Source organism: Lysinibacillus sp. RC79 (genome assembly GCF_041262405.1).
Classification (GTDB): domain Bacteria; phylum Bacillota; class Bacilli; order Bacillales_A; family Planococcaceae; genus Lysinibacillus.
Window position 1 is genome coordinate 168,764 of record NZ_JBGCCD010000002.1, and the last position, 21,487, is coordinate 190,250.

A 21,487-nucleotide genomic window follows, 5' to 3' on the forward strand; every position below is an offset into this window, starting at 1 on the left:
TATGAAAGTGGAGTTTGTCATATTTAATACATCTTACCTCGAAAATCAAATTGGAAATGACCCTCTCCATTCTCCACCAAATCGCACACACCTAAATATCTGCCTCATTAATTGTTCAAAACACCCTAAGTATTGTTCTAGCAAAAGCTCCCTATTGTAATTTCGCAAATTCATATTTTAGAAAGCAGAGTTTTATTTTCTGACTTTTATCAATCTTTGTTCAATTTTCAACAAAACTTGATTTTGAAACTTTTATGGATAATGGTATTGTACTACTTAAGAGAGGGATTTTTAAATTTCAAGTTAAATTTAACATTGATTAATATATAGATTGATAAAATTTCTTTCCAAATTCACTGGTGAATAGCATGTTTAGAGACTGCTAATTTAGTTGTGATTTTTAATTATTTTTGAGGGGTACAATGTTTACCTATCATAAGTATTCTTAATATTTCCCTGTTTTTCTCCTGATAGAAGGATTATCAAGGTAATTTAGAAAAAATCAGGAGGTAGATAGTAGAGATGAAAAAATCATATACAATTGTTGTTGCTATTCTATTTAGTATTATTACCTTTTCTTTAATTACATTTTTAGGAACCATTGCTATTATGCTATTTAAAGTAGAATCTTTTAATTTTCAACCTACGATTTTGGGTCAAGATATTGTTTATGTTCATATACAAAATAATGTATTTAAAGCTAACGTACCATGGACAGGTGTAATTATATTTGGTCTTTTAGGTGGTAGTATTCAACTTCTAATTAATAAATTTAGTAAGCCAGATAAACAAGCGTATAGATGAATCTAAATATCTAGTTTTCATTCGTAAAGCGTTTATGGGACTACCATAGGCGGTCAAGGAATTGCATATAAAAGAAAGGTTACTTATAAAGGACCATTTTAGATAACCCTCATATTTAAAGGAGGTAATAGCGATGAGTGTGGTGAATTACCTTGATATTTTTTTACAATAGGTTTTATTGCTTTTTGGACAATTATCATCGTTTTGATTATGAAATTCTTTAAAAATAAGAAGTCAAAGCTTAATAATTATTAAGTTGCAGCAGGTTTCGGTAATAGAAAAAGAAAGAACGCGAGAACGAGGAAACTCACTCAAATGTTCTTTCTTTTTTCGCTTTCGGCCTCGCAGAAGAAATAGTTAGAGGAGGATTTAATGTTGTCTATGACTACAAATAAGAAAAAGTTAAATGAATCTGGAGTTCTAGGTCCATTGAGTAATGGATTTTTTGTAGCATTAGTATACGTAATGTTATTCGTTTCTTTAATGCTCGTAACAGGCAAAGAGCTTACAACTAATGTTTTAGCTATACCAGCTTTAGTTTTATTTTTGGTTGTTAGAGTTACTGAATATTTTGTGACGAGTGGCGGAAAAAAAGATACACCACAATGGATGATTGTAGGGGCATTTGTTATCGCTTTTCTTACTGCAATAGGAATGACGGTTATTTTAAGCTAAAGGTATGTGTTTGTTGTTTTTTAATACGTGATTGCTAAACGGAAAATTGTTTGGCAATCATTTTTTTCTAGATGCGTGCACTATAGATGAAGTGGTATAGAAAAATTTAATTCTATAAAAAAAGGTATCAATAAAGGGTATCAATTCTTTGATATCTTTGTTTAAAAGAAGATGAAAACATTGGGTTATGTATTAATACGTATATTTATTCTTTTACTTATTCTTTTACTTATCATTTTATTTGCTGAATCATTAATGTATTTAATTACAATAAAAAATACAAAATTAAAAAGCATTTTAACTTATATAGTAATGGCAGTAATAGCGTTTATCACCAGTCAATATATACCTAATGATTATAAGGAATTTACAAAAACATTTGCTAAAGCATTTTTACTTTTAGCATTAGTATCTTTATTTAAGAAAAATTCCAGTTTTGATTAAACAATTTAAAGTAGTTTTAAATTCAATAATTGGTTTGGCAATTACTCATTATCTTAGCATTAGTGATATTACTTATGAATAAGGTTATTTCGCTATCACTCTTCATAGCTATTATATCGGAAATAGTTCTCTTTTCTATCATTCCTGATACGTTAATAAAAAGTTTTAAAAAAGAAAACGACTAAAAATTTGTAGGAGAAGAGCAATAAAAAATCAAATTTATATTAATTGCCTTACTCACTCAACAGAGTCATTGTATCTCCTTGGTGAAACTATTCGAAAAAAGGTGATTCAGTATGTCAATTGAATTAGTTTTAACATCTTTAAATAAACGATTAGAAAAAGAGAAGACCATAACTCTACAAAGAGAGAATGGGGAAATCCTAAATGTTACATGTGATTGGAACAAACCAGTAACTGACCAAGAGTTAAAAGAATTTTCTTTAAAAACTAATCATATTTTGCCGAAAGACTTTTGTGCATTTTTAAAATTATGTAATGGTGGAAAATTATTTTCTGATGGCGTGGATTACTTTGAACTATTCAGTATAAAAGGAATACTAAATTATTTAAATGAATATGATACAAATTTAAATTATAAAAGTGCGTATGATAATAATTGGTATATGATCGGATATTATAAAGGATATGGTGACTATATGTTCATTGATTCAGAAAAAGTTGCTAATGGGGATGACGACTATCTAATATATGTTCAAGTTGGAGATATTCAAAGATTATCAATGAATTTTGAAACATGGCTTGATCGATTCATCGTCGCACAAGGAGCTAGATATTGGTTATGGTGATTAGTTTAACTTATTGTATTAACTGAAAGTCTCTGAATGCAAAAAGCTAAATAGCTCTTCTGTATCGGAAATGCCCGATGATAACTAGTAGTTGAGGAGGAGTATAATTTGGACAGTATTATTACTAAATCAATAGATGCTTTAAAAAGCCGATTGGATCCTGAAAATATATTAGTAGTTCAAAGAGATGAAGGTTATCTATACAATGTAAAATTTGAGTTTAACAATCCGGCCACAATCAAAGATGTAGGTCGTTTTGTTAAAAAAACTGGATTTTTTCTTCCAGTTGACTATAAAGAATTCCTGCTTAAACATAATGGAGCGTTACTCTTTTCAGATGTTGAATATGGCGGAGGATTTGAACTGCTTAGTATTGAAGAAGTTCATAAAGAATATCTTGAGTACCTTGACTACTTCCCTAAAAATTGGTACCCCATTTCTGTAGATAATGGAGACTATATTATTATTGACTCCTCTCAAGTAGAAAAAGGACATCAAACTTATTTGATTCGTTATCAAGGCGGAGAACCTGTTGAATATGCAATAAAATTAAACATGAACTTTACAACTTGGTTAGATAGACTTATTGTTAGTCAAGGATCTGAATTTTGGTTGTGGTAGATCACTAAAGCATAACTGGTTTCTTTGCATCTTTATTAGCATAGGAATAAATTGACATTTAAATATGGTGTACCCTTGATGTTCATAGCTAGTCTATACCTACTAATTATCAAAATAGGCGAAAGTCTAGAAAGTCTATTATCTACTATTTGCTTAAGTATAGCTGTAGTCTGGTTTGGCTTGATGTCTTTATTAAATATAAAAAGAAAATAAAAAACACCTTAACTGAACGCAAAAAGCTCGATAGTATTGGTCATCACTGCCATACCTATTGAGCTTTTTAAATATGTCTCATAATTCTCAGGTTTTATAACTTATATATTTTCCTTATAATCTAACATTATGTCCCATATCTTATCCAATTATCGTAAAATAAAAATATAGACTTTAAAAATTAATATAAAGGCGTGACTTACTTGCAAATACCTACTTATGAACAATTTATGTATCCCTTTTTAGACTATCTAAAAGATGAAAATGAGCATACATTAAAAGAATTATATGAATTTTTACCTCAACATTTCAATTTATCAGAAGAACTAGTAGAAGAACTCCTCCCTAGTGGGAATCAAACAGTTGTCGTTAATCGAATAGGTTGGGCACGTACTTACCTTAAAAACGCCGGTCTAATCAGTAGCCCCAAACGCGCTGTATTTAAAATTACACCAGAAGGATTAAAACTTCTTCAAGATTCGTCTGTTAAAGAAATCAATCAGAAAGTATTAGAACGGTACGCCCAATTTTTAGAATTTAAAAATCGTACAAAACCTTCCACAGATTCTGATATAAAAACAGTTATTTCTGAGGATTCCAGAACCCCATTAGAAATTATGAATGAAAGCTATCTAATCTTAAAGTAGTCATTGCAAACTGAACTATTAGAAAAAATTATGGAATGCTCGCCTCAATTCTTTGAGCAATTAATTGTAAACTTAATCGTCGCAATGGGTTACGGGGGATCAATTTCAGATGCTGGAAAAGCAGTAGGAAAATCTGGCGATGGTGGAATCGATGGCATTGTGAAAGAAGACGTCCTAGGATTAGATAAAATCTACTTACAGGGAAAACGTTGGGCCAATCCAGTTTCAAGACCCGATATCCAAGCATTTGTTGGAAGCTTGGTAGGCTTTAAAGCTAACAAAGGAATTTTTATCACTACATCTCGCTTTACAAAAGAAGCAATTGAATATTCCGGGAGTATCGATAAATCTTTAATTTTAATTGATGGGATGAAACTTACAGAGCTAATGTTTTTATACAATGTTGGTGTGTCGAATGTTCAAACCTTTACAATAAAGCGGATGGATTTAGACTTTTTTGAGGAGAGTTAATAACCTAAAAGAGTGTTTTGGTACTACTTTTTCATCTTTAAAGTGATCATAAAATCCAGTACTTAATTTCGAATTCAAATTTGAAAACTAGTATATAAAATTCGAAAACGTCAAAACCTTAAATTTGTAATGGTTTTGACGTTTTTATTTAACTCCAACATTTTTTACTATGAAAGTTCAATCTCATCACCTATTGCTTCAAAGGCGATTTTAATTTTTTCTTTTAAATCCTCAAGAAACTGATTTCGTTGATCTAGTTTACTAGCTTCTTCACGTGTCCACGTATATTTCATTACGAAACCTGGACAAACATTTAAACGGTCATAATTCTTACATAAAATCTTTTCTTGTATTCGATGTTGATCTTCAGGTAAAATCATGCCACTGTTTTCGAATGATTGGAATAAATCTATAAACTCTTCTCTTTTTGATTGACGTAACGTTAGCGCATTCTTTTTCCAATATTGAATATACTCTTCAAAAGTTAATTTTCCATCAAACCACAACAAGTTACTTGAGCGATAAGATACATGAAAATTACTTGAAAGTTTAAATCCTATATTAAATAAATCCTTTACCTTTTCAATATCTAAGTTTGAATATGTATTCTTAGAAGAATACATTGTATCTCCAGCATAAAGCCATAAATGAATACTCCAGTCATCTCCTTCAACACTAGAATCAAGAGCAATTTGCTTCACTGTATTTTTCTTACTTTCCGCATAGTGCTTCCATCCCCGATGATAATCTACAACTGCATTTTCTCCGTTAATCTTCATCGCTTCTAATATAGCCACACAACGTTTATTTAATAAATATTGATTCCCTTTACATACTGCAAATTGAGTATATGGGTTCAAATAAGAAAATTCATGATCGACATACTCAATAAAGTCTTCAATAAGTTGTTTTTCTAAGCCAGATACCATCGCATTTTGTACTATCATATTAAGTCTCTCTATTACTGTACGCCAAGATAAAGCACAAACCTGCTCTACTATTTTCACTCCCACTTCTTCTAAAAATGAAGGGTTGAGCTGACGTAACCAAATATTATCTCGAAGTGGTTTATTTTCAACGATGAACAGCCACCCTGGATCAGCAAAAATAACCCCATCATAACGAGCACCACGACTATCATTTTCGACTTTAGTCTCCATATTAAGTTTGTCATCAGAAATAATAATTGATACTACTTTACGACCTTCAGTAGCGGCACCTCTAAATAATTCATTCGTATTTCCTAGCTGTGTACTTACTGACTCAACAGTTAAATCACCGATAGCAATCGACTCGATTTGCTCATCTCGTTTTAAATCAAAATTTAATAGTTCCTGACGAACCAACTCTAAAAACATAATTTGTACTGATGGGATATTTTTAACTAATATCAAAAATGTTCTAGTTAGTTCATCCTCATGATGATGCGCTTTATTTTTGTATGCATTAAACACGTTCAAATGATCCATAGGAAAGACCCCCAATAATCCTTTTATCAATTAATATAACAATCTTCAGTGGTGGATTGAGTTGATGTCTGCTTTCTTTTTCATAAGTCGAATAATCTTTATGTATTTGAATCACTTTGTTGAAATACCATAAAACTCTTTTAATTGGGGCATCGTAACCTCTATACCTACTTTTTCTAATCGTTTTTTAATTTTTTGATACAGTGCTTCAATCATTGGCAAACGAACTTCATCTACACCATGATGAATTTTGCGGTGACATGTCGGGCATAAACAAACAATATTGGCTGCACGATCAAGGTCGACTTCTGGAAATTTTTTATGATGTGATATGCCTATAAAATGATGTGCTTCAGCGTATTGATGGTTTGTTGCCTTACCAGTAAATGTTTCATGCTTCGGGTCAACTTCACATTTATAGTTCGCGCGTAATAAGGCATCCGCCGCTTCTTTCGCACTTCTTGGGTAGCGCTCCTTCCCCCCTTCATCAACAACTGCATCTTTAGGTGGACGTGGCTCCTCCTCTGGTGCAAAAAGGGGCATAAATTGACCGTTTGCAATTTCATTCGCTTTTGCTTGGTAGTTTTCTTCATCTATTTCTAAAAATTTATGATCATCTTGTAATAATAAATAATCGTTAAATTCTTTTACAGATCGTCCATTCATTAATGTAACGATTTTTTGATATAACCCTAAAAGCACCTTAAAATCAGCAATCAATTCATTTTCTGAAGGAATACTACTGGCATCATAGTACTTACCATAAATGTGGCCTTTTTCGTAACCAATAGCTAAGCCACGATTTGAGCCTAAATCGATATGTGTTAAATTATATTCTGCTGGGACGGCCACTTTTGATCGAATCAAGTTGGCTGTATGTTGAATTTTAATCCGCCCTTCTTTTGCACCATATTTTTCACGGAAATATGTATAACCTTGGTTCAAGCTTATATAAAATCCTGACATATCTTCTTTAAATAAATAAACCAGATAATAGCCATTTGTTGCAGATACTGTTACTGAGCGATCAAAACAGCTTATCCAAGGAATTGTTGCCCATACACCTTGTCCAACTGATCCTCCTACATAATATTTACTTTCATCTAGTGACATTGTTTCATTAAGGATTTCTACAAAATCATTTCGAACAAAATGCCCTAAATCATTGCCTTTAAACGATTTTTCTTTTTCTTCTAGATATTCATCAAGAACTCTTTTAAAAGCGTTTAATAAATCACCTTGCGAAAAATTCATTATATTTGCATCCTGTAACTTTAACGTCGGATTAATAAAGTAATCCGCTGGGACACCAAAATAGTCCACTACTTTTTCTAGCGTCTCCATATCAGGGCTCTGAGCTCCGTTTTCAATTTTATTTAATACAGTGTGATCTACTTTTATAACTCCTGCTAAATCTCTTAAATTAACTTTTCGACTTTCACGTAATTTTTTTAATTTCTCACCAAATATCCCCAAATGTAATACCCCACTATAGAATGTTTCGATTTTTCAGCTATGCTTGTTTCTATTTTATATAACCATTATTTACATATAATAAATACAATTACAACCAAAAGTTTATACCTTATCAATTTATCTCTCGAAACCGCGCCCATATGTAGTTTTAATTAAAATAATACCTAATGTTTCAGAAAGAATTATGGTGATTTTACTATTTACTAAAACTATTCCAGGAAGGAGTTCTTTGCAATAAACAATTGGAATGTACATGGTTAAAAGAGTGTTTTGTACGTTCGTAAAACAGCATTTACACATATAAAGTCATGACATTTTTAAAGAACGTTAGGTTTATATCTTGAATATTTAATTTGATGTAAATATTTTGAAGGTATCGTTGAATTAAGTGGAACATATTTCTTATTTAGATAATTTGGTAAAAAATAAGCAACTCTAATAATTCTTTAATAAACAATAGATCTAATTTTTTTATACAATTCTTCTTCTATCTATTCGAATTTGACAAATCGACTGCTATTATATATAAAAATACAGCATTTATTTCTTCAAAAGGCACTACATCCGACACAAGAGAACCACAATCTAAGCGAAATAATGGATCATGACTAAATGGTTGCTTAAATCCTTTATCGTTGGAATACGCTCTACAATCGAATAATCTGTGATTGAATCATCGCACCATAGTTTAGTTTATGTGGGCACCACGTAATGTCCTTTTGTTTTAGAACCCTTGATACTAAAGGGATTAAATTTTATTATTAGGAGATGTTTTAATGAATGGAGGTCGTCATGCTTCAAGGGGTTTATACTTGCAAGCATTAATAAGTGTCTTAGAATCTGTTAGGATAACAGCATGGAAAAATATTTTAGTAGAGCCTGACGAAGAAAAAGTAGATATTGAAATCACTTTTATAGATAACAGCATTAAAGTAATACAAGTAAAATCTACAAAAAATGATTTTAAACCATCAAATATCGATAAAGTTATAAATTCGTTAGTAAATGCTAATACAAACGCAAAGGAATATGAAGTTGTATTCATTGGTAATTTTAGTCCTACAGCACAAAAAGCGTATCTAGAATCAGATTTGGATAATATTACTACTGAAAATACAAATATTAAGATTACACAAATAGAATTCAACTTAGAACTCATTAATAATTTAGTCAAACAAGAATTAAATAAATACTTAGGTGAACTAGGATTAGAAGTGAATAAAGATAAGTTAAATTTAATAAATGGTAATTTAATTTCGGATACTCTTCTTGCATCAACAGAAGGAAAAATATTACTTAAAGAACAATTCAATGATCGATTACGAGGATTCGTAGAAATTCTAAATGAGCAAGATGAAAAGCAAACAAATAAGATAAAAATATCTTCAGAAGCTATTAAACTTGCAAAAAAATGGAGAATTATTAAATTTACTGGCTTATTATTAACTATTATTTTTTTGATTAGTCCTATAATAAAATATTCTTTTGAGGGTCTTGATATTATTGATTTATTAGGTGTTCTAGTGTTTTGGATAAGTATTATAAGTGTTTTTTCATTTTTTAAAATTAGTGATGTTAAATATAAACAAATAGAGAGTGAAGAATATCGAGACTATAGTAAAAATAATAACAAAGCGGAGAACAGTATTTTAAAAATAGAAGTAAGAGATAAAATAGAATTCCTAAATGGTAATAAAAAAGTTTTCAGACAAATTGTATTGCATAATTTAGGTGACAAGAAAATAGACTTTATACAATTCGATATATTTTTTTATTATAGTAATAAAAGGATGTATAAACAAGAATTCGCGTTCGATAATATAAGACCATTCGAAAGTATAACTGTTTATGAAAATTACTTAGTAAAACAAAAATCCAAAAAATATTGGACTAAATTTATCTTAAAAGTTACTAATACATCAACGGAAGAATTAATTGACAATGAATTATATAGTTCCAGCATAGTTAGATCAGATTATACCTTGCTTAATAGTTATTACTTGCCTGTAATTAAAGAATTATTTTTTTATGAATCAACATGGGCTATAGAAAAGTTGAATGATTATTTTCGAAAAATAAAGTTCTACTGTAAGGAAAGAACTCTTAAAAGAATATCGTTAGTTATTTTAAATATTTTAATAATTAATTTTATTACTATTTTTTTGATGGTTGGTATATACAATTCTCTATACTTAGTAATTAAATTATTAACACATATGTACCTCCTTAATAATTAACAATGAAATCGACTACGATTTTTTATTACTCAATGCAATTACTTGAAATAAAAAAACGCCAAAATCCTTAGTAAATAAGGGTGAGATTTTAAGTATATCTTTGCCAATTTCTTAGCGATATATTTGCCAACATAGTAATACCAACCCTTTCAAGCTACTTGGTTTTAATACCCAATCGAATTAAAAGTGTTATATTGATTTAAATTGAATTTACCTATAGCTTTTGGCATTATTTTGATTAATTTTTTTACTTTTGGCATATGTATGATTAATGATTTAAGATTAACTGTTTACAATAACAACTAGTAAGTTCATTTGTCACTTTTGAAAAAAGATTGATTAAAATTTGCTGGTAATCCTCAGTTTCCTGATTAAATTATACTTCGTATTTTGAACAAAGTTTGATCAAAATACGAGGTTTTATCTGTTTGTTGCTATTCATTTTTATAATAAAGATTGATTATTCCGGAACGCGAATCTTCAACTAAAGCACCACTATAGTTAAAGAAACATTTTTATTTATATTTTCTCTAATTTACAAATTATGTAATTATGTAATTGGTAATGTAACAAATGTAAGACAAACAACTATGAGCAAGGGTTAATTTTCTATGTCTTTACTATCTCTAAAATTGTTATATTAGTTCTGAAATAACACTTTGGTTTGTACTCTGAAGAAAATCTGGAATATCATTACGCATTGACTTCAATCCTAAATAAAATATCTTGTCTGTTTCATCATATTTTTTAAATCGTAAAATGTCCTTATTTCCTGAGATAGCATCCATCAGCATTTCATAAAATTCTGCTTGTTTCAGCATATCAATCGAACCTAAGTGAAATATTCCCTTAAGATTATTTTCAATTATAAACATTAGTTGTTTAGCTAACTGAGTATCCAATAAATTGTTACATTCTACATTACTATATACATCAATAAATTAACTATTATTTCCAATACCTTGCTTAACTTGATTCATTCTTAAGGAATCTTTACCCCAAATGGCTGGAATTCGGATAATAATTGCACGTTCACCTAACATTTGTTTCAACATATCTTCACACTCTATTTCGAATCTTCCGTATTTTAATTTTGCAGTAGGTATATCCGTTTCAAAATGGAGTTTTGAAACATCAGCGTCAAATACATTTGCCGTAGAGAAATAATATAAAATACATTTGCTATTTTTTAATTCAAGCCCAATTGCTTATGGAACTCTAATTGTTGTTTGAAATCTCCCCTTAAGCAAGATATTACAATATCAGGATTGATTGTTCTAAGAATTCCCTTAAGTTTATCGATCTCTGTTATGTTTATCTGGAATTGTTGTTCCCTATACAAGTTTGTAGTAGAAGAAGAATATGTACCGTAAAGATCAAAAACATCTTTATATTCTTCAATTAAGGCTTTACCTATAAGACCACTAGCTCCAAGAATCAATACTTTATTCACTTTAACTTCCTCCACCCTTTTAATATTAGATATACACCCACATTACCACAAAAACCCATTTTCATAAAAGAACATTCCATTCTTCTTCCACTAACCTGCACCCAACTTTATTTCATATCTGCAATTAGCTTTTCTAGAAATTCACAATGCGATCTTATCGAACTTAATTTCAAATCAACATGAGGAACGGATACAAGAAAAATTAGGCTACTTAACGCCCATTGAATATGGGAATCAAGCAGCCTAAAAGTGTTTATATGTGTCTCAAATACAGATTTTGATTGGAAGTTTGACACAGCTTTTAATATTTATGATTGTCAAAGGCTTCAAATTGTAGTTAATTTTCCGAATTGTTTCTGCACCGGTGCAGGTCACTTCTTTAAAACAAATCCATTTTTCCAAGTCCCAATAAATATCAGTTCATCATTATTAATATATTCAGCAAAACATACATATTCGATTGGCACCGAATTAATCAGTTCAAGTTGTTCTATTTGTACTAAATATAAGATATGGTTGTAAATTATTAGAACAGAGTCTTCTAGTTTAGAAAGGTGGATACTACCTGCCATTAAATTTGGATTTTCATTGGGTAATTTTATTTTATTTTCAATAATACTTAAATTATTATTTACTAATAAAATTTCATTTCCTGAGACAATAAGATATTGGTCCTTTGTTTTTATATAAACAATCTTATCCCAAACAAATTCGGTTTTAATTAACTCATGTTGGATGTTATCATTCTTTATATCTAATACAAGTAAATTAAACATGAAACGTTCCGTCTCATTACATAGGCTTAGGATTGTAAAAATGTACTTACCCTCAATTCGTTGATTACAGGTGATAATTTGTTGTATACCCTCATTAGGAATAGATAGGATTGGAGAAATCATCTTCGTTTCCAGATCTAGTGCGACAATTTGTTCAATTCCATCCATTTTAACAACATCCACTATTTTATTTTGTTCATGATTAAACAAAAATTTCCCCTCAATCATTTCGATGGATTTAGTATTTTTAAAAATCGAAACAACTTCAAAATTAATAGTTTCGTATACATAAATATTTCCTAACGTATTTTTTACTATAAGAAATCTTTCGTCATCTGAAAATAATACTTGTGATGGATGAGCCGGTTTTTTTAATCTATGTGTTTCTTCCCCTGAATGAAAATCATGGATCATAGTGCTCCCCGCACATCTGGCTATCAATCCCTTTTTCTTCGCATATGATAATGAGTAAGATGTTTTAAATTTATAAATAAGGTTCAGACCTAACATAATATCCCCCTTAAAATGGTGCCCAGGCATTAAATTTACCTAACCAAATCTTAATTAGATTATACATAGCTTTTACACTTTTTAAGTTGTCATTTTTCTTTTTTTTAGTACTGTATGATGACTCCATTAGTACATTAATTGCACCATAATACAGTTTTGTGTGAAGACGTCTGTGTAGACCTGTTTTTAACTCAATTAAATTAATTTTATCATTAATTTTTATATCAACATTTTTTATAATATTTCGGGCAGCTTGTGCAAGAGGTGCTGTTTGCGCTACTATATGATGAATCTCAGTTTTTGATTTATATTTTGGTTTTACTTTTACTTTGGCAAAGCTAGCTTTTATAGCGGGCATTATTGCATCTAAAGACTTTACCGCTTGCAAAATCAAACTCACTACTAAAAGACCATATAAAGGGGCATATGAAAGTAGGAACGAAGTGCCGTTGAGCGCGTAAAAGCCTATCTTAAAGGTTATTTTCTATTGAATCAGATTTACCATTGTACAGGGAAGAAAGCTAAAGTCCATTTTGATTTGGTTCATCTTGCGTACAACGCCTGCAAACTGGCAGTTGATCGGCTTTCCCAACTACAACTTTCTGTAGCATAATTAGCTATTTCATTCGTTTTTTTAAGAAATCATCGAAATTCTGTTTCTTTATGATTTTTTAAAAGTGCGTATTATGAAATTGATTCTACTACATAATAAAAAAATATATTTTTAAGGAGAACAAGATGAAAATAGAACGTATGTTAACCATTATTGTGATGTTACTTAATAGAAATCGTGTAACAGCAAATGAATTGGCTGAGAAATTTGAAGTGTCGGTCCGGACTATTTACCGAGATATTGAAACAATCAATCTAGCTGGTATTCCCATCATTTCCCATTCCGGAAACAATGGTGGATTCAGCATTTATGAGAGTTATAAATTAAATCATCAAGTACTAACTCTTAATAACCTGTCCTCCCTTATTTCTGTTCTCAAGGATATTAATTTCACAGTTGACGACATTGAGTTAGAATCATCCATAGAAAAACTACAAAATATCATTCCTAAAAACAAGGTAGATTATCTAAAGCTGCATATGGAACAAATCATCATTGATTTACATCCTTATGGAGACTCTCCAAATCAAAAAGCATTAGTTAAGACGCTAAGGAAAGCTATTACACAGACTAATTTACTGACTATTGACTACAGAAATTATGATAATATCGTCAGCAAAAGACAAGTTGAGCCTATGTCGCTCATATTTAAAAATTATACTTGGTATTTATTTGCTTATTGTCTTTTAAAAGAAGACTTCAGAATATTTAGAGTTTCCCGTATAAGTGATTTTCACATTGAAAATCAATCATTTGAACGTCGAGAAAAATCCTATCACGAGATTATGGCATTATTAAATGAACAAACAACAATGACAACAATTGTCTTAAAAGTTTCCCCTCAAATGAAGTCTCGTGTGAAGGATGTTTTTAATAAAGAAGATATTGCGGTGTTAGAAACAGGTGAACTTCTTGTTACAGCTACATTCCCCGAAAAAGAATGGTTGTTCTCTCTCATATTTAGTTTTGGAGAGCATATAGAGGTCTTAGCTCCAAAAGAAATGCGCAAAAAAATTGCTTCCAAACTCAGATTGATGGCTGACAAATATCATTAAGTGAGTTTCTCAAAGCTGACAGACCGTTGTCAAACGTCCATGATAATATTCTCATTGTAAGATACTTTTATTTTAATTAGGAGGATGTTAAATGACAAACAATTATGAATTTCCAACACCAACACTTATCTCAGGTAACGGTGTGGAGCTAGAGGTTTTTGAAGCTGGACAAAAAAATGGGGGGCAACCTATCGTTCTCTGCCACGGATGGCCAGAGCATGCCTTTTCTTGGAGACATCAAGTGACTCCTCTTGTAGAAGCAGGTTATCACGTTATTATTCCTAATCAACGAGGGTATGGAGAGTCTTCTTGTCCAAAAGAAGTCACAAAATATGATATTGAACATTTAACGGGTGATCTTGTTGCTCTTTTGGATCACTACCAATACAAAGATGCCATTTTTATGGGCCATGATTGGGGCGCAAGTGTTGTTTGGAGTATGGCTTTGCTGCATCCAGAACGTGTTAATAAAATGATTAACTTATGCTTGCCCTACCAAGTTCGAGGAGAGAGACCTTGGATTGATTTTATGGAAGAAGCTTTTGGCGATGATTACTATTTTGTTCACTTTAACAAACAACCAGGTGTTGCAGATGCTGTATTAGACGAAAATGCAGCCCAATTTCTTCGTAACTTATATCGAAAGAATGTTCCATCACAAGGCTCTGTTGAAGGAATGGAAATGATTAATCTAGCTAAAGCAACCCAGCCGTTAGGTGAACCTGTTATGAGCGATGATGATCTTTCTGTTTATATCACAGCCTTCAATAAGACAGGTTTCACTCCAAGCATCAATTGGTACAGAAATTTAAATCGTAATTGGCATTTATTAGGTGGCGCATCTCCTATTCTTCATCAGCCAACATTGATGATTTATGGTGAGAAAGATATTATTCCGCCGCTTCCAAATATAAAAGATTTTGTACCTAATATAGACATTAAGAGTTTAAACACTGGTCATTGGATTCAAGAAGAAAGACCTGAAGAGCTTAATCAAATGATTTTAGAATGGCTGGAAAAATGAGTGAAGTGCTATTTTTTAGTAATCAAATAGAATTTATTGATTGGTTGGATATTCATCACCAAACAGCTAGTGAAATTTGGGTAGTTTTTTTTAAGAAAAAGACCAATAAAGCAAGTCTCACTTGGTCCGAATCAGTAGATTGTGCACTGTCATTTGGTTGGATTGATGGGATACGAAAAACAGTTGATGAAGATTGCTATAAAATTCGCTTTACTCCACGTAAGCCTAATAGCCTCTGGAGTAAAGTTAATGTGCAAAAGGTGCATAAACTGATAGAACACAATCAAATGAGGCCTGAGGGATTGACTGTTTTCAATCAAAGAAATGATCAAACAGGTTATTCTTCCGTTCATAGGAACGTTACTTTAACGAAAGAATATGAGGATGAAATTAGAAAACATCCAAGTTCTTGGGAATTTTTTAATCAGCTTCCACCTTCGTACAGAAGAGATTCTATTTGGTGGGTAATGAGTGCTAAAAAAGAAGAAACTCGGCTAAGAAGATTGAATCGATTAATTGTTTCATGGGACAAGGGAGAAATGTTAAGACCCTAGATTTTCATTTTGCTTCATTGTCGCAAAGAGAGTATGTAAGGGGTTATGCATTTCGCTAATCAATCAAAAAAAGAAACGCCGTTAAATGTCAAGCCCGTTAGAATAGACACTGAATAAAATCCTTAAAAGGCATGAACCCTAAATTCTAACAGAAAGCATGTCTTTTAGTTTCCTTTGAGGCATATCTGTATTGTACTTAATTTGACAATTCTATTGAATAAAACAAACAAAGAAGAATAACAGATGAATGTAAAGAACCTAACTAAGGAAATCAAAGATTATACGATCGGATTAAGACATCATTTTCACCAGTACCTTGGAACTAGATTAGTCGCAATGTTACAAGACAATAAAGACCATCCAATAATTAGGTTAAGAACGGACATTGATGCACTACCAGTCAAAGAAGACACTGGATTACCTTTTGCCTCGAAATATAAGAAAAAGTCATTGCAGGTATTGCAAGAATGGCAAAGAAAAATCAAGTTCCTGCCATTGCTGTTGTTGGTGAAAATATAGAATCACTTTATGATAATGGTTTAAGTGGTATTTTCAGTATTAATAGAGGTGCAAAAGATTTTCAAATTACTAAGAAAAATAGCAAAGTCGATTTAATTCTAACAATCGAATCAATTTCATATCTCTGAGCCCTTGGGGCTCGGTTCGAGTACGTTTTCACGTTCTTCCACGGGCTTTTGTGTTTGCGTCGAACGGTACTTTTTTGTGATGTTCGAGCGAATACCAGCTTTTTTCATGAGTCGCTGTACGCGTTTAATACTAACCTTCACGCCTTCCCGGAGTAACTGTGCATGGATTTTTGGCGCACCGTATCGTCCATCACTATTTTTGTGAATGGCACAAATACGCTCCGTAATTTTTTGATTTTCAACTTCATAGACACTAGGTTTCTTGTGGATAGACTGGTAATACTTACTTTTGGGTACCTTTAAAACGCGACACATTAGTTGAATTGGATAATGTTCGCTTTCGTTTTCAATATGGTCAATGAGTTCTTGTTCTGTTACTTTTTCTCGAATATGGTCATAGCCTTTTTTAAGATTTCAATCCCCTGCTGCTTTAATCGAAGATTTTCTTTTTGGTTCGTAGAAACTTCCGCTGCAGTTAATTCTTCTGCACCTTCAATTGGGGAGTGTAACTTAATCCATTTATAAATAGTTACTTCAGAAACACCATATTCGCTAGACAGTGTTTTTTTGTAATGATTGTTGTTAATAATAATTAATTTTTGGTTATTAATCCACTTTTATTTAGTTAAATATTGTTACATCCAAGTAGCAATCTGCTTAATATAAAGCATATACTCGAAGATTATGCTCAATTTGGCTTAAAATCACAATTATTGAACAGAAAAAGAGAAAGAAAATGACACAAGCAATCTAGAGTGAACTTCTCGATTGCTTGTGTCTAATTTTTTAGCATATAACTTTATTGTAAAATATACATCTTTTTTTATAGGGTATATATCTTTTTTGCAACTCAACAATATTAATTATAATTTTTGCTGTAATATTCAACTATATATGTTATGTACCTAATAATTTAAAAACATTTTAGAAAAAACATAAACCCTGATACAGAACGACTAAATAGCCGTTTTATCTGAATTATTTTTAGATAGACAGCTATTTTGTACATGTAGATTGGATATTTTTCAACCAAGGCATGTAATCATTTAAAATTTTAGGTAGCTGTTTCCGCTAAACATAAGAAGATTACATTCATCTTAGTATCAACTTCGTTCACAAAGAAAATCCAATTTTTACGACCAATGACATTTGGGCGCATCACGTACCTTCATTTGATTCATCTATCAATCGTATCGTAGATGACAAGTTATTTATATACGTAATTTGATTACAGGCTTACTTTTTAAGTATAAACTTGCCTAAAATAAAATTAAGTATATCTTTGCCTACGTGGCAAAGATATACTTAAAATCACAACCTTCATTGATTTCCATTGAAATCGTATTATGGAGACGGCGGGAGTCAATAATCAGTATTATTTTTATGTTTAATTGTTTGCAAATACGCTAAACAACTGCATTTATAAGAATGCGTTAATAACATTAATAGCATAAAGATTAAATAATTTGTTACCAAAAGTGTTACCATGAGACCGCCGATAATAAGGTGGTCTTTTTCATACTCAAAAAGACAATTTAATTAAATTAGGGTTAAAAATCCCGATAAATATTAATAAACTCCATCATAGAACGGTTTTGTTTTATTTTGATAAAAATGAGTATAAGAGTTTATATGTCACAAAAACAGGGAAAATACTACCAATAAACCGTGAAAAGTTATATACTTTGAGTGTATAACATACATATTAAGGAGAATGTTGATATGAAACCTATAATTAGTAGCTTTATGTTTTTCGATGACAGCCAACACATACCGAATTCAGGTGCACCAGGAATGTCCATGCATTTAATCAATCCTCAAAACACTATTAAAACTCCTTTTATTCCAAGTAGTTTTTCTTTTGCAGTAGCATTCGGTATTGTAAGTATTGATACAGAACAAAGTCATGTCTTATCTTTTCAACTTATAGATCCAGAAGGAAATTTTGTTGTTGATACTTCCGAAATCCAACTTAATGCTGAACCAGGAAATAATGATAATATACCTATCGAGGCTCGTGGTTATAACTTTAACTTAAACTTAAGAAATGTCCAATTACAGTATAAAGGTAAATATACAGGGCGAGTAACAGTTGACCATGAAATTATTGGCGAGTTTCCACTATTCGTTTATCCAGTAAATAATTAATAATGGAGTTGAGTCATTTGCAACAGGGCACATATATTTCTAATCCTATCTCAATTAGTTTTAAAGAAGTACAAATGACACTTGTTATTGTAGGTGCACTGTTTACTCCCAATGTTAATTCATTTACATATGAGCAGACAATTCGCCCTAATTCTTCATATAATATTTCACAAAGCAACAAAACTAATACTGACAAAATTTCAACCTCAACTTCAACTGCCTTAACATCGAAGTCTTTCGAATTGGATAGTTATGGTATTAAATCCGTGGAAATAGCTAATACTGACATTAAGTTATCTTATTTCAATGCTGAACGAGTTATTGAACCTAACAGTTATATCCCAGAAAAAGCAGAGGAGGCAATGTCAATGTATGAGAAACTTATTATGCATAGAGATAAAGTTGAGCATACAGGCTTGGTTGGTGGAACATTATTAGGGTTAGCAACTATAGCAGTTCCATTATTATTCGATATCCAATGGCAAGCGGCTATTCCAGCCACATTATTATTTTTCTCAATTCCTCTCACTATTCTTTATAGAAAAAACTTATTTACCGGAGGTAATTGATTAATGCAGCCTGAAAGTATATTAAATTCCCAAGTGGCAAATACTGTTGCAAAAAAACTATGGCCATCAATGTTATTCATTGTTGTTATGTCAATTATGGCTTGTACTGGATTAACTTTATTTAAAGATTCCTTATCTCCCACTTCTTTTACTTTTGCCTTTTTCACGTGGTTTATTGCGATGATTATCATTACTGGTTTTGGCACATATATATTCGTATTAGATGCAAGGGTTCAGTTATATGGAACAAACAATTCAAGTACAGCTGGTACACCGTAGTCTGTTATCTCCATAGTACTTTACACTGGGTTTTGACCGCCAAAATATGGCGGTCTTTTTCTTATTATCTCCGCACAATACACACTCTTATACGAGACTCTATTACGGCGTTCTCCTTATCAACAGTTTTATTAACAACTGTGGAAGGTTTTTTAATTGGTTGTTCTATAAAATCATACATAGTCATTTGTTTTTGTTCTTTCATATCTTATATCCCCTCTCTACCATTCCAGCCAATTTTCTATATTTGGTCTGCTATTTATTTGTGTGCGATTATCACGTTCTTCTAACCAGTTATAAAACTGTACTGCTCGTTCTCTATTTGGTGTTTCTTCTATATATGATGATTTATCCGATTTATTACTTAATCGCTCTACAGCCTTACTATATGCCCCTACAAATACGGCTCTTAATGCACTTGTAACTGTCAGTACACCTTCTTTTATATCCATAGTTATTTTGAATAGAACGTTCTTAGCTTTTATAAATTCATCCACAGAATTTACTTGTGAAGCCATTACACATTTATGTAATTCATCTTTTAGGTTATCTGCTAACGGCAAGCTATTCATGAAATCAAAAAGCATTACCTGGTACTCATTCATGTACTCTTTTTTCTTTTCAGCTTGCAAAGCCAATTCATTTTCTAAATCACATAAATTATTATTTGCTTGTTTAGATCTTAAAAGATTAAAAGAGTTTAAAGATAGGTTTTCAGATTGTTGCTCTTCGCCCTTACTCTCACAAGGATTTTCAGCGTTTTCACGCTCGGACATTGACGCTGGGACATTGTAAGGCAAAATAATATAAATGCTTGCGCCTTGTCCACCTTTGCTTTTTACAGTCGTTTCTTTTTTGATGATTCCTAATGATTCCAGTTTCGAAATAGCACGATAAACTGTCTTAGTGCTGATTTCCAATGATGCAGCAATTGTAGAAGCCTTTAAGTGACAAGCTCCTGGATACTCCAATGAATGGGATGCAAGGTTGAAAACGATGGCACGTTCACTTTCTGTTAGGTCATAGTAGTGTGCTGCCATATGATTCTCAACAGCTGTATCCATGTCGGCTATTGATTCAAATGTTTTGTAAGTTGCTAAGTATTCAAATGCCATCGTTTTCACCTCGCTTTCCAATTCACGAACATTCCGGATCCTTAAATGTTAGTTTTGTTCGTTATTTCATTTTTGTTCAGGAAACTTATCTTCTACAGCCGCTAATCCATCTTCAATGCGTTTCAGCAGTTTAGTAGCGAACGCTTTAACTTCATCCGAAACAACATTATGCTCAGACTCTGCATAAGCCTCTAAATGCCCTATTGCTTCACTCAAAACTAGTGATTTCTCCCAGTACTTTTCTGCACGTTCTTGTTCAAACTGAAGTCGTTCAAATAGGAAATCGTTCATTTTAGCTCCTCCTCAAAAGTAATTTAATAAAACTTATTAGTTATAATATAAACCTTGAAATTTATAAATGCAATTCTTTTTATAACTTTTAGGTTATTTTTTATTTCATTATAGGTTTTAATCATATATAATAAGTTCAAGGAGTAATTACAAAGTGAGGTGTGTAATTTATGATGGCTGAAAAAATCCGGATGTTATTAGCTAAGAAAGATATGAAACTTACACAATTAGCAGAATTGTTGGGGACATCTCAACCAAACCTGTGGAAGAAAATGAAGCGTGATAATTTTAGCGAAAAAGAGCTGTTGGAAATTGCTGAAGTACTTGGAGTTAAATACGAAGCGAGTTTTATCTTAGAGGATGAAACGAAGATATAAACGAGGAAAATTAAGTGAACAAATTAGAAGAAACAACAACTGAATTACTTGAAGCTGGATATACCATAGAGGAAATTAAAGCAGCCTTTGAGGAAGTAATTGAAAACGCTAAAGATGATAAGACAGATAACTAATTACAGTTGTCTGTTTTTTTGTATGTACTTTTATATTCCGATTTCCTAAAATGGAAATATAAAGGGAGGAATTTTG

The 21,487-nt window shown here is 31.4% G+C and carries 26 protein-coding genes and 1 pseudogene; 17 read left to right on the forward strand and 10 right to left on the reverse strand.

Features of this window, described 5'->3' with window-relative positions:
- The first annotated feature begins 522 nt into the window (after window positions 1-522).
- From ABH968_RS03070 to ABH968_RS03100, 7 genes are all read left to right on the forward strand, one after another.
- Window positions 523-804 carry a hypothetical protein gene (locus ABH968_RS03070; protein WP_370042434.1) on the forward strand — a complete coding sequence of 94 codons (282 nt, stop codon included), beginning with the start codon at window positions 523-525 and terminating at the stop codon, window positions 802-804.
- 372 nt (window positions 805-1,176) lie between these two features.
- Window positions 1,177-1,479, forward strand: coding sequence for a hypothetical protein (locus tag ABH968_RS03075; RefSeq protein WP_370042436.1), 303 nt, complete (start codon window positions 1,177-1,179; stop codon window positions 1,477-1,479).
- 180 nt (window positions 1,480-1,659) lie between these two features.
- On the forward strand, window positions 1,660-1,923 hold the full coding sequence (locus ABH968_RS03080) for a hypothetical protein (RefSeq protein ID WP_370042438.1): 264 nt from the start codon (window positions 1,660-1,662) through the stop codon (window positions 1,921-1,923).
- A 296-nt stretch (window positions 1,924-2,219) separates the two neighbouring features.
- Window positions 2,220-2,732, forward strand: a complete 513-nt coding sequence (locus ABH968_RS03085) for an SMI1/KNR4 family protein (RefSeq protein ID WP_370042440.1) — start codon at window positions 2,220-2,222, stop codon at window positions 2,730-2,732.
- Window positions 2,733-2,840: 108 nt separating this feature from the next.
- Window positions 2,841-3,353: an SMI1/KNR4 family protein gene (locus ABH968_RS03090; protein WP_370042442.1), complete on the forward strand. Its 513-nt coding sequence runs from the start codon at window positions 2,841-2,843 to the stop codon at window positions 3,351-3,353.
- A gap of 416 nt (window positions 3,354-3,769) precedes the next feature.
- Window positions 3,770-4,213, forward strand: coding sequence for a winged helix-turn-helix domain-containing protein (locus ABH968_RS03095; RefSeq protein WP_370042443.1), 444 nt, complete (start codon window positions 3,770-3,772; stop codon window positions 4,211-4,213).
- Window positions 4,214-4,216: 3 nt separating this feature from the next.
- Complete coding sequence (locus ABH968_RS03100) at window positions 4,217-4,684, forward strand: restriction endonuclease (RefSeq protein WP_370042445.1); 468 nt, start codon at window positions 4,217-4,219, stop codon at window positions 4,682-4,684.
- A gap of 167 nt (window positions 4,685-4,851) precedes the next feature.
- Here the strand turns inward: ABH968_RS03100 and ABH968_RS03105 are convergent, their stop codons facing one another.
- Window positions 4,852-6,153 carry a hypothetical protein gene (locus ABH968_RS03105; RefSeq protein ID WP_370042447.1) on the reverse strand — a complete coding sequence of 434 codons (1,302 nt, stop codon included), beginning with the start codon at window positions 6,151-6,153 and terminating at the stop codon, window positions 4,852-4,854.
- Between the two features lie 111 nt (window positions 6,154-6,264).
- Window positions 6,265-7,629 (reverse strand): MrcB family domain-containing protein, encoded by a 1,365-nt coding sequence (locus ABH968_RS03110; protein ID WP_370042449.1) that lies wholly within the window; start codon window positions 7,627-7,629, stop codon window positions 6,265-6,267.
- 776 nt (window positions 7,630-8,405) lie between these two features.
- Between ABH968_RS03110 and ABH968_RS03115 the strand changes: the two genes are divergently transcribed.
- On the forward strand, window positions 8,406-9,866 hold the full coding sequence (locus tag ABH968_RS03115; protein ID WP_370042451.1) for a hypothetical protein: 1,461 nt from the start codon (window positions 8,406-8,408) through the stop codon (window positions 9,864-9,866).
- Window positions 9,867-10,501: 635 nt separating this feature from the next.
- On the opposite strand, the gene ABH968_RS03120 is transcribed toward ABH968_RS03115, so the two are convergent.
- The 4 genes from ABH968_RS03120 to ABH968_RS03135 form a co-directional block, all read right to left on the reverse strand.
- Window positions 10,502-10,768, reverse strand: a complete 267-nt coding sequence (locus ABH968_RS03120) for a hypothetical protein (RefSeq protein WP_370042453.1) — start codon at window positions 10,766-10,768, stop codon at window positions 10,502-10,504.
- Window positions 10,769-11,055: 287 nt separating this feature from the next.
- Complete coding sequence (locus ABH968_RS03125) at window positions 11,056-11,319, reverse strand: NAD-dependent epimerase/dehydratase family protein (RefSeq protein ID WP_370042455.1); 264 nt, start codon at window positions 11,317-11,319, stop codon at window positions 11,056-11,058.
- A gap of 371 nt (window positions 11,320-11,690) precedes the next feature.
- Window positions 11,691-12,605, reverse strand: a complete 915-nt coding sequence (locus ABH968_RS03130) for a hypothetical protein (RefSeq protein WP_370042457.1) — start codon at window positions 12,603-12,605, stop codon at window positions 11,691-11,693.
- A gap of 10 nt (window positions 12,606-12,615) precedes the next feature.
- Window positions 12,616-12,993, reverse strand: a complete 378-nt coding sequence (locus ABH968_RS03135) for an AHH domain-containing protein (protein ID WP_370042459.1) — start codon at window positions 12,991-12,993, stop codon at window positions 12,616-12,618.
- A 48-nt stretch (window positions 12,994-13,041) separates the two neighbouring features.
- Here ABH968_RS03135 and ABH968_RS03140 point away from each other — a divergent pair.
- From ABH968_RS03140 to ABH968_RS03160, 5 genes and pseudogenes are all read left to right on the forward strand, one after another.
- Window positions 13,042-13,218 (forward strand): annotated as a pseudogene (locus ABH968_RS03140) (IS5/IS1182 family transposase); the annotation flags it as partial.
- A 125-nt stretch (window positions 13,219-13,343) separates the two neighbouring features.
- Window positions 13,344-14,273 (forward strand): helix-turn-helix transcriptional regulator, encoded by a 930-nt coding sequence (locus tag ABH968_RS03145; RefSeq protein WP_370042461.1) that lies wholly within the window; start codon window positions 13,344-13,346, stop codon window positions 14,271-14,273.
- 91 nt (window positions 14,274-14,364) lie between these two features.
- The gene (locus tag ABH968_RS03150) at window positions 14,365-15,297 is read left to right on the forward strand and encodes an alpha/beta fold hydrolase (RefSeq protein WP_370042463.1); all 933 of its coding nucleotides are present in this window, start codon (window positions 14,365-14,367) and stop codon (window positions 15,295-15,297) included.
- Window positions 15,294-15,851: a YdeI/OmpD-associated family protein gene (locus tag ABH968_RS03155; RefSeq protein ID WP_370042465.1), complete on the forward strand. Its 558-nt coding sequence runs from the start codon at window positions 15,294-15,296 to the stop codon at window positions 15,849-15,851. The genes ABH968_RS03150 and ABH968_RS03155 overlap by 4 nt, the downstream gene beginning before the upstream one ends.
- Before the next feature lie 449 nt (window positions 15,852-16,300).
- Window positions 16,301-16,498, forward strand: a complete 198-nt coding sequence (locus ABH968_RS03160; protein WP_370042680.1) for a glycerate kinase — start codon at window positions 16,301-16,303, stop codon at window positions 16,496-16,498.
- Here ABH968_RS03160 and ABH968_RS03165 read toward each other — a convergent pair.
- Complete coding sequence (locus ABH968_RS03165; protein WP_370042467.1) at window positions 16,487-16,813, reverse strand: IS3 family transposase; 327 nt, start codon at window positions 16,811-16,813, stop codon at window positions 16,487-16,489. The genes ABH968_RS03160 and ABH968_RS03165 overlap by 12 nt on opposite strands.
- A 1,407-nt stretch (window positions 16,814-18,220) precedes the next feature.
- Here ABH968_RS03165 and ABH968_RS03170 point away from each other — a divergent pair.
- The 3 genes from ABH968_RS03170 to ABH968_RS03180 are packed head-to-tail and all read left to right on the forward strand — an operon-like array spanning window position 18,221 to window position 19,494.
- Window positions 18,221-18,646: a DUF6941 family protein gene (locus ABH968_RS03170; protein ID WP_370042469.1), complete on the forward strand. Its 426-nt coding sequence runs from the start codon at window positions 18,221-18,223 to the stop codon at window positions 18,644-18,646.
- A gap of 17 nt (window positions 18,647-18,663) precedes the next feature.
- On the forward strand, window positions 18,664-19,215 hold the full coding sequence (locus tag ABH968_RS03175) for a hypothetical protein (protein WP_370042470.1): 552 nt from the start codon (window positions 18,664-18,666) through the stop codon (window positions 19,213-19,215).
- 3 nt (window positions 19,216-19,218) lie between these two features.
- Window positions 19,219-19,494 (forward strand): hypothetical protein, encoded by a 276-nt coding sequence (locus tag ABH968_RS03180; protein WP_370042472.1) that lies wholly within the window; start codon window positions 19,219-19,221, stop codon window positions 19,492-19,494.
- A gap of 64 nt (window positions 19,495-19,558) precedes the next feature.
- Here ABH968_RS03180 and ABH968_RS03185 read toward each other — a convergent pair whose 3' ends face one another.
- The 3 genes from ABH968_RS03185 to ABH968_RS03195 all read right to left on the reverse strand — a co-directional run bounded on the left by ABH968_RS03185 (window position 19,559) and on the right by ABH968_RS03195 (window position 20,900).
- Window positions 19,559-19,699, reverse strand: a complete 141-nt coding sequence (locus ABH968_RS03185; protein ID WP_370042474.1) for a hypothetical protein — start codon at window positions 19,697-19,699, stop codon at window positions 19,559-19,561.
- A gap of 16 nt (window positions 19,700-19,715) precedes the next feature.
- On the reverse strand, window positions 19,716-20,609 hold the full coding sequence (locus ABH968_RS03190) for a helix-turn-helix domain-containing protein (protein ID WP_370042475.1): 894 nt from the start codon (window positions 20,607-20,609) through the stop codon (window positions 19,716-19,718).
- A 66-nt stretch (window positions 20,610-20,675) separates the two neighbouring features.
- Window positions 20,676-20,900, reverse strand: coding sequence for a hypothetical protein (locus ABH968_RS03195; RefSeq protein ID WP_370042477.1), 225 nt, complete (start codon window positions 20,898-20,900; stop codon window positions 20,676-20,678).
- 170 nt (window positions 20,901-21,070) lie between these two features.
- Between ABH968_RS03195 and ABH968_RS03200 the strand changes: the two genes are divergently transcribed.
- A complete protein-coding gene (locus ABH968_RS03200; protein WP_370042478.1) occupies window positions 21,071-21,277 on the forward strand; it encodes a helix-turn-helix domain-containing protein in 207 nt (68 codons plus the stop codon).
- The last annotated feature ends 210 nt before the right edge of the window (window positions 21,278-21,487 follow it).